Raw genomic sequence first — 8,691 nt, 5'->3', positions numbered from 1 at the left:
CTCTTCAGTTAAAATCATTTCGAACTTTATAAGTAAAGTTCTTAAACTTGGCTCATCAATTTTCTGACAAATATTTCTCAAATAAACTTCGAGTAATTTCTACCATTCAATCAATGAAAATAATTTCGATCAATCAACCAGTAAAAATCCACACAAGTTGTTCTTCATAATCTCTTAATGATCTTCTTGCTACTTCGTCAGTAGCAAGCTAGGTCGGCTATATTACTCTCTATCTCTAGAAAGTCAACCAGTAATGAAAATTATTTTTAAACTTCCTTCCTAAAACCTAACTTAACCATTTCATGCTAAGTTACTGTTTTATCAGAAGTTTTAATCTTCATCACCGCCGATGGATGTGCATTATAGACCAATCCCAAGCAAGCGCAACCCCTATTTTTAAGAAAATACTTCAGTTGATTATTATTTCTACAAAATAGCCCCATATGCATATTCTTTAATCTAAAAACCCTATTTTTAGATATCTTTTTACTATTTCCATTTTTTAATTTAAAAAACAGGGGCTATTTCGTTTCAGCTTAATAAAGTGCAATTTAGTTTTTTATTCCTATAACTACTCTTGCTTAAAATATTCTTCCAACTCAATCGAATAAATATTTTTCTTATTTTCACAATCCCTATGGACCTCCCAATAAATGCGACTCACCCATAAAAAGATCTAGGTACATTTAGCTCGACTTATTAAAAACATAATTCTGGAATGAAGAATGAAGAATGAAGAATGAAGAATGAAGAATGAAGAATGAACTTAATCAATAACCAGTTTCTAATCTATTTTTATTTTGATTGATAAATTTAGTTCGTACTTAAATTTTAGACATAAAAAAACCGCCTAATGCGGTATCCATATAATTAATCATTTTTATAGATGGTCGGAGCAGTAGGATTCGAACCTACGACCCCCTGGTCCCAAACCAGGTGCACTACCAGGCTGTGCTATGCTCCGATGTTCAACTCAAAAAAGTTGGGGTGAATGATGGGATTCGAACCCACGACAACCGGAATCACAATCCGGGGCTCTACCAACTGAGCTACATCCACCATCACGGTGTCTTCATTATTTAGACATAAAAAAACCGCTTGACGCGGTATCATTAATCCTAACCACCATGAAGAAGATGGTCGGAGCAGTAGGATTCGAACCTACGACCCCCTGGTCCCAAACCAGGTGCACTACCAGGCTGTGCTATGCTCCGATGTTCAACTCAAAGAGTTGGGGTGAATGATGGGATTCGAACCCACGACAACCGGAATCACAATCCGGGGCTCTACCAACTGAGCTACATCCACCATTGCCTTGGTTCTTAAATATCAAGCCACCAAAAATGGCGCGCCTGACAGGATTCGAACCTGTGACCATCCGCTTAGAAGGCGGATGCTCTATCCAACTGAGCTACAAGCGCTTTACTGATGATTTTCACCATCCGCCTTGAAGAATTGGTCGGAGCAGTAGGATTCGAACCTACGACCCCCTGGTCCCAAACCAGGTGCACTACCAGGCTGTGCTATGCTCCGATTCATCTCAGCTTTCGTATCAAGCTTATCGCTTGGTACGGTGTGCATTCTAGGCGTGACGCCATAAGACGTCAACACCTATATTTAAAAAAAATCAAAAAAACACTTCAAGCGTTTATTTATCAAGCATTTCAGACATTTTTTATACAAAATCTTAGCGTTTCAAGCTGGCACTAAAATCCAGCATACGATCTAAAGGCAGTTTGGCTCGTTGAGCTAATGCGGGGTCAACATGAATCTCCTGATCACGATGTTGTAGAACATGCAAGATTCCATCTAGCTCGTTCATGGCCATCCAAGGACAGTGTGCACATGAACGACAGGTTGCTCCTTCTCCAGCGGTTGGAGCTTCAATCAAAATCTTATCTGGCACAGCCTGCTGCATTTTATAGAAAATACCGCGATCTGTTGCCACGATCAAACGCTGATGTGGCAAGGTTTGAGCTGCCTTGATTAACTGAGAAGTACTTCCGACTGCATCAGCAATTTCTACCACAGACATCGGTGATTCTGGATGGACCAGCACTGCCGCATCTGGATATAAGGCTTTCATATTAGCAATTCCGCGCGAACGAAATTCTTCGTGGACGATACACGCGCCATCCCAAAGCAGCATGTCAGCACCGGTTTTATTCTGGATATAACGCCCTAGATGCTGATCCGGTGCCCAGATAATTTTTTCACCTAAACTATCGAGGTGTTCAATAATCTCAACTGCACAACTTGAAGTCACGACCCAGTCAGCGCGGGCTTTAACCGCAGCCGAAGTATTAGCATACACCACTACAGTATAATCAGGATGCGCATCACAGAATTTGGTAAATTCTTCTACCGGACAACCCAAATCCAGTGAACAGGTCGCTTCAAGAGTTGGCATCAGGACGGTTTTTTCTGGTGAAAGTATTTTTGAAGTTTCACCCATGAACTTAACCCCAGCTACCACCAAGGTCGATGCGGGATGGTCACGTCCAAAACGCGCCATTTCCAATGAATCGGACACACAGCCACCAGTCAGTTCTGCCAGTTCCTGTATTTCAGGATCACAATAATAATGTGCAACTAGTACTGCATTCTGCTTTTCCAATTCGGCTTGAATCTGTGCAAATTTTTCCTGTTTGGCCTGTGCACTGATCTGATGCTCTTTGGGTTCTCCTAAACGATCTAAATGCGCCTGCACAATCGATTTGGCTTCATTGGCTATTAATTTGGTCGCATCATTCATAACAACTCTTACTCTACCCTCATAGTTCATTATTCAACGAACCTTTCACCCTACATCCCGGTCATCTCTAGCAAAATACTTTTTGACCAGTCATTAAAAATCATAAGATATAAAAAAAGCCCCACAACGGAGGCTTTAGAAACAATCTGAATTATGAACGATAATCAGCATTGATCTTCACATAATCATAGGACAGGTCACAGGTATAGACTGTATCTTTTGCTTCACCACGTCCAAGATCAACACGAATCGTCATTTCAGCTTGTGCCATCACACGTGCACCTGCCTCTTCGGTATAGTCTGCTGCAGCACCACCATCCTTGCAGATTTGTACATCATCTAACCAAACCTGAATTTTTGCAACGTCTAAATTCGCCACACCTGCATAACCGATTGCAGCCAGAATACGTCCCCAGTTTGGATCAGAAGCAAAGATCGCAGTTTTCACCAATGGAGAATGCGCGATGCTATAGGCCACGTCACAGCATTCCTGAGTATTGGCACCGCCTTCTACGGCCACAGTAATAAACTTGGTTGCGCCTTCACCATCACGCACAATCAGTTGCGCAAGACGTTTCATGGTACGCATCAATACTTCAAGTACAGCTGCATAACGCGGATCTTCAACTGATGAAATTTCTGTTCCACCGGCCTGACCTGTAGCAATGAAAATACAAGAGTCATTGGTAGAGGTATCCCCATCAATGGTAATGCGGTTGAATGACTGATTCACTGTCTCAGATAAAAGCTGTTGAACCAGTTCACGGCTGATTGGCACATCAGTCGCCACATAGCCCAGCATAGTGGCCATATTTGGGCGAATCATGCCGGCGCCTTTGGAAATCCCGGTCATGGTATAGGTGACACCATCCAGCTCGAACTGTTCAGATGCACCTTTTGGTGTAGTATCTGTGGTCATGATGCCGGTTGCCGCATCGACCCAGGCATCATCACGCAATGACTCTAATGCAGGCTGTAAACCACTGAGCAGACGCTCCATTGGTAATTGTTCCCCAATCACCCCTGTTGAAAATGGCAATACTTCTTCAGCTTTCACGCCTGCAAGTTCAGCCAGTTTGGCACAAGTGGCTTCAGCATTTGCCATACCTGTAGCACCTGTACCCGCATTGGCATTTCCGGTATTAATCACTAAATAATGTGGGTTACCTACCGCCAGATGTGCTTTAGAAACATGTACAGGAGCAGCACAAAAAGCATTCTGGGTAAATACACCTGCAACATTGGAGCCTTCAGCCAGTTCAAATATCACCAGGTCACGTCGGTTCTGATAGCGTACATACGCTTCTGCCGAACCAATTCTCACCCCTTTTACCACATGCATCTGTGGCATAGATACGTCACCAACTGCCATTTTTAAATGTCCAATATTGAAGTTTCAGAAAAATACAGCTTAGTTGATCTTCATTAAAAAATCGAGCCAAAGCCAGATGAACACTCACTTTTCTTATGGTTTTTCACAATAAAAAACCAGTCATGGTGACTGGTTTTATTAAACTGGATCAAACTTAGTTTTTAGCCAGCTGGGTTGATTCACTCAATAAAGCTTGTTTCGCCTGTTGCTGACTTGCCGCAGAAAGCGCTGGGTTAGAAGCAACAATACGGTCAGCATTCGCTGCATTGGCTGCTGCAATCGCTGCAGTCTGCAAAACGATTGGACGGTTTGAATTATTAAAGGTATAGCGAATGCCAGTACGCGGACTTGCAATGGTCACCTGACCATCTGTACCCGTCTGAACCTGAGCCGTAGTTGGACCAATGGCCTGCTGAACTTTAGCAGGTGTCGTTGTTGCTGTTTCAGCAAAACTTAAAGTCGGGATTGCCAAAGCAGCAACCATCATCGTTTTTAATACTTTTGTCATTGTTTCTTCCACTTTGCGGTGTTCAATCTGCCATTAAATACCATTTAATCCGGTACAGTGCAAACAGTATTCATCAGCTGAAAAGTCCATATACATAAAAAGATCAGGACCATTTGGTCCTGATCTTTTTATAGTTTAGAAACTTAGCAGAAATTAGATCTTGCCATGACACTGTTTGTATTTCAGACCTGAACCACATGGACAAGGTGCATTACGGCTTGCCGGTGCTTCAAAGACTGGTGCAACCGGATTGGCCTGCGCATTTTGTTCAGTAGTGATTGCATCTTCTTCAGCCAGTAATCCATCAAATTCCTGATGAGATAACTGCAAACGCATCGCTTCAGCCTGTGCCTGCTGCTGTGCTTCCATTTCAGCCAGCTCTTCAGGTGTTGGCACATGGATACGTGACAGATCAGTGATCACATCAGATTTAATGACACCCAGCATGTTTACAAACAGGTTATAGGCTTCTTTTTTGTATTCCTGCTCTGGATTTTTCTGTGCATAACCGCGTAAATGAATACCCTGACGCAGGTAATCCATCGCTGCCAGATGCTCTTTCCAGTGACGGTCCAACGAGTTCAGCATGAAATGACGTTCGAGTGATGCTGCAGATTCAGCACCCATTTGTTCACGACGTGAACGGTAACGATTTACCACTTCTTCAGTAATTCGCTCAACCAGTGCTTCTTCATCTAAACGACGATCCTGCTCTAACCATTGTGCAACTGGCAGATCAATCGATAAGTCTTCACGTAGTGCAAGTTCCAGACCTTCAATATCCCACTGATCATGAATTGATTCAGGCGGAATATAGTTGGCGATCATGCCCTGCATCACTTCACGGATCATCTCTTCGATATAATCCTGCAATGAACTTTCAGCCAGAATCTCATCACGCTGACTATAGATAATTTTACGCTGCTCGTTATTCACGTCATCGTATTTCAACAGGTTCTTACGAATGTCGAAGTTACGTGCTTCTACTTTGCGTTGTGCATTTTCGATTGAGCGTGACACCATTTTGTGTTCAATCGCTTCATCTTCTTTTAAGCCCATTGCACGCATCATGGTAACCACACGGTCACCCGCAAAGATACGCATCAAGTCATCTTCAAGAGACAGGTAGAAACGCGATACACCCGGGTCACCCTGACGGCCCGCACGACCACGCAACTGGTTATCGATACGGCGAGATTCATGACGCTCAGAACCGATAATATGCAAACCACCAGAAGCAAGAACTGCTTCATGATTCGCTTCCCATTCTGCTTTCAGGCGTGCTTCATCTTCAGGGGTTGGGTTTTCAATTTTGGCCAGTAGCGCTTTCCAGTTACCACCCAGCAAAATATCGGTACCACGACCGGCCATGTTAGTTGCAATCGTTACAGCACGCGGTGCACCCGCTTGGGCAATAATATCTGCTTCACGCTCATGCTGTTTGGCATTCAGGACTTCATGTTCAATACCAGCTTCTTTAAGCTTGTCAGAAAGAATTTCCGACGCTTCAATAGTGGCCGTACCAATTAGGATTGGCGCAACACCAGCTTCATGAACACGCTGGATTTCCTGAATAATCGCGTTGTATTTGCCTTCACGATTCAGGTAGATCAAATCGTTCTGGTCATTACGGATCATTGGACGGTGGGTTGGAATGATTACCACATCCAGACCGTAAATTTCTTTCATTTCCGCAGCTTCAGTATCTGCAGTACCGGTCATACCGGATAATTTTTTATACAGACGGAAATAGTTCTGGAATGTAGTAGTTGCAAGGGTCTGGTTTTCCGGCTGGATTTCCAGACCTTCTTTTGCTTCAACTGCCTGGTGCAGACCTTCAGACCAGCGACGACCTGGCATGGTACGACCGGTGTTCTCATCGACGATGATCACTTCACCTTCATGGATGATGTAATGCACGTTACGTTGATACAGATAATGCGCACGAATCGCAGCAGTCACATGATGCAGCAAATTCAGATTAGAAGCTGAATATAGGCTTTCACCTTCAGCCAGCAAGCCCATTGCAATCAATTCACTTTCAATGGTTTCAAAACCGGTTTCTGTAATTTCTACTGAACGCTGTTTTTCATCAATCCAGAAATGACCGCCATCCGGTACTTTTTCTTCTTTCTGTGCTTTTAATTTCGGCGGAATGTTATTGATTGCTGCATAAAGCTGGGAAGAATCTTCACTTTGACCAGAGATAATCAGTGGTGTACGTGCTTCATCGATCAGGATCGAATCGACCTCATCGATAATGGCATAGGTCAGACCACGCTGTTTTTTCTCAGCCAGCGAGAACACCATGTTGTCACGAAGATAATCGAAACCGAATTCGTTGTTGGTACCGTAAGTGATATCTGCTTTATAGGCTTCAGATTTTTCCATCGGGTTCTGCATGGAATAGATAATCCCAATGCTTAAACCCAAGAATTCGAACAATGGACGGTTTAACTCGGCATCACGTTGTGCCAAATAGTCGTTCACTGTGATGACATGGACACCCTGTCCGCTCAATGCATTGAGATAACAGGCCAGCGTCCCCATCAGGGTTTTACCTTCACCGGTACGCATCTCGGCAATCTTGCCTTCATGCAAGGTAATACCACCAATCAACTGTACGTCATAGTGACGCATTCCCATGACACGTTTTGCAGCTTCACGACAGACTGCGAATGCTTCAGGAAGTAACTTATCTAGACTTTCGCCTTTATTATATCGTTGTTTAAATTCTTCAGTTTTTGCAGATAAGTCTGCATCGCTTAGGGCTGATATCGTCGGCTCGAGCGCATTAATCTTATCTACGATTTTACGCATGCGTTTGAGTTCGCGCTCATTTTTAGTACCGAAGATTCCTCCGATCAGACTTGCCAACATGAATAGACTCTCTAAATCTTGCTTGTCAAATAAATATGTTCTTAGTCGTTATTATGGTGCTAGAAATTTGAACTACAAGGGTTTTGCCAGAAAACCAATGAAAAAAACTCATCCTTCGTCCTAGCCCTGAGACCTAAGGCAAAGTAATGTAGCAAATTTTACCCATGCAATATAGTTAATTAGACGACTGATTTGTCTGATTCTGAATCGACAGCCTACTTCTTTATTCGGTTTATTCATAAGAAATTCTAAAAACACTATTTTTAATCATAAAAAAATTGGTTCATATTTATTCTCATCGACACATTACAAGATCAATTGAGGCAAGAAAAATGAGTTTACGTTTAGGCGATACCGCACCGAATTTTGAACAGCAATCTAGCGAAGGCTTAATTAACTTTTATGACTTTCTAGGCGATAGCTGGGGCATTTTATTTTCACATCCAGCAGATTATACCCCTGTATGCACCACTGAACTGGGATTTACCGCAAAGCTGAAAGATGAGTTTGAAAAGCGTGACGTGAAAGCAATTGCCCTTTCTGTTGATGATGTTGAATCGCATCATGGCTGGATCAAAGACATTAATGAAACTCAAGGTACGACCGTTAACTTCCCGATCATTGCTGATCAGGACCGAAAAGTGTCTGAGCTGTATGGTTTCATTCACCCAAATGCCAGCGAAACCCTGACTGTACGTTCTCTGGTAATCATTGATCCAAACAAGAAAGTGCGTCTGATTATTACCTACCCTGCATCAACAGGTCGTAATTTCCATGAAGTATTACGTGTAGTCGACTCTCTGCAATTAACCGACAATCATAAAGTTGCAACTCCAGCAAACTGGCAACATGGCGATGATGTAGTGATTGTGCCTTCATTAAAAGATGAGGAAGAAATCAAACAACGTTCCCTAAAGGCTATAAGGCAGTGACTCCTTATTTACGTCTTACGCCACAGCCTGAGCAAAATTAAAAGGACTCCTTTTTAATTTTGCGCAAGGCAAGCGTAGCGCGCAGTTTCCATTGTACTGCCCTTGCGCAAGACGAGAAGCTATGCTTCGAGTGACAAAACTGAAAGCACTGCTTTTCAGTTTTGCGCAAGGCAAACGAAGTGCGCAGTATTTGAGCACTGCCTTAATTTGTGGCAAGACAAGCGAAGCGCGTAGTTCAAGTTAA

At 43.0% G+C, this 8,691-nt stretch carries 4 protein-coding genes, 6 tRNA genes and 1 pseudogene; 1 reads left to right on the top strand and 10 read right to left on the bottom strand.

What is annotated here, in order from left to right; translation table 11 throughout:
* Positions 1 to 887: 887 nt before the first annotated feature.
* The 10 genes from FTU00_RS12645 to secA all read right to left on the bottom strand — a co-directional run bounded on the left by FTU00_RS12645 (position 888) and on the right by secA (position 7,515).
* Positions 888 to 964 (bottom strand) — tRNA-Pro (locus FTU00_RS12645).
* A 19-nt stretch (positions 965 to 983) separates the two neighbouring features.
* Positions 984 to 1,059 (bottom strand) — tRNA-His (locus FTU00_RS12640).
* A 78-nt stretch (positions 1,060 to 1,137) separates the two neighbouring features.
* Positions 1,138 to 1,214, bottom strand: a tRNA-Pro gene (locus FTU00_RS12635).
* 18 nt (positions 1,215 to 1,232) lie between these two features.
* Positions 1,233 to 1,308: transfer RNA gene (locus tag FTU00_RS12630), tRNA-His, on the bottom strand.
* 36 nt (positions 1,309 to 1,344) lie between these two features.
* Positions 1,345 to 1,421, bottom strand: a tRNA-Arg gene (locus FTU00_RS12625).
* Between the two features lie 35 nt (positions 1,422 to 1,456).
* Positions 1,457 to 1,533, bottom strand: a tRNA-Pro gene (locus FTU00_RS12620).
* 154 nt (positions 1,534 to 1,687) lie between these two features.
* Positions 1,688 to 2,755, bottom strand: a complete 1,068-nt coding sequence (nadA, locus tag FTU00_RS12615) for a quinolinate synthase NadA (RefSeq protein WP_180179826.1) — start codon at positions 2,753 to 2,755, stop codon at positions 1,688 to 1,690.
* 151 nt (positions 2,756 to 2,906) lie between these two features.
* Complete coding sequence (gene argJ / locus FTU00_RS12610) at positions 2,907 to 4,127, bottom strand: bifunctional glutamate N-acetyltransferase/amino-acid acetyltransferase ArgJ (protein WP_180179825.1); 1,221 nt, start codon at positions 4,125 to 4,127, stop codon at positions 2,907 to 2,909.
* Between the two features lie 154 nt (positions 4,128 to 4,281).
* A complete protein-coding gene (locus FTU00_RS12605; RefSeq protein WP_104426583.1) occupies positions 4,282 to 4,635 on the bottom strand; it encodes a hypothetical protein in 354 nt (117 codons plus the stop codon).
* 153 nt (positions 4,636 to 4,788) lie between these two features.
* Positions 4,789 to 7,515 carry a preprotein translocase subunit SecA gene (secA, locus tag FTU00_RS12600; RefSeq protein WP_180179824.1) on the bottom strand — a complete coding sequence of 909 codons (2,727 nt, stop codon included), beginning with the start codon at positions 7,513 to 7,515 and terminating at the stop codon, positions 4,789 to 4,791.
* A gap of 332 nt (positions 7,516 to 7,847) precedes the next feature.
* On the opposite strand from secA, the pseudogene FTU00_RS12595 reads away from it, so the two are divergent.
* Positions 7,848 to 8,488: pseudogene (locus FTU00_RS12595) on the top strand (peroxiredoxin).
* Positions 8,489 to 8,691 lie beyond the last annotated feature (203 nt).

This window comes from Acinetobacter sp. YH12041, assembly GCF_013419975.1.
In the GTDB taxonomy this organism is placed as follows: Bacteria; Pseudomonadota; Gammaproteobacteria; order Pseudomonadales; family Moraxellaceae; genus Acinetobacter.
Note: the sequence above shows the minus strand (reverse complement) of the source record. Positions and strands in the feature narration are given on the sequence as shown.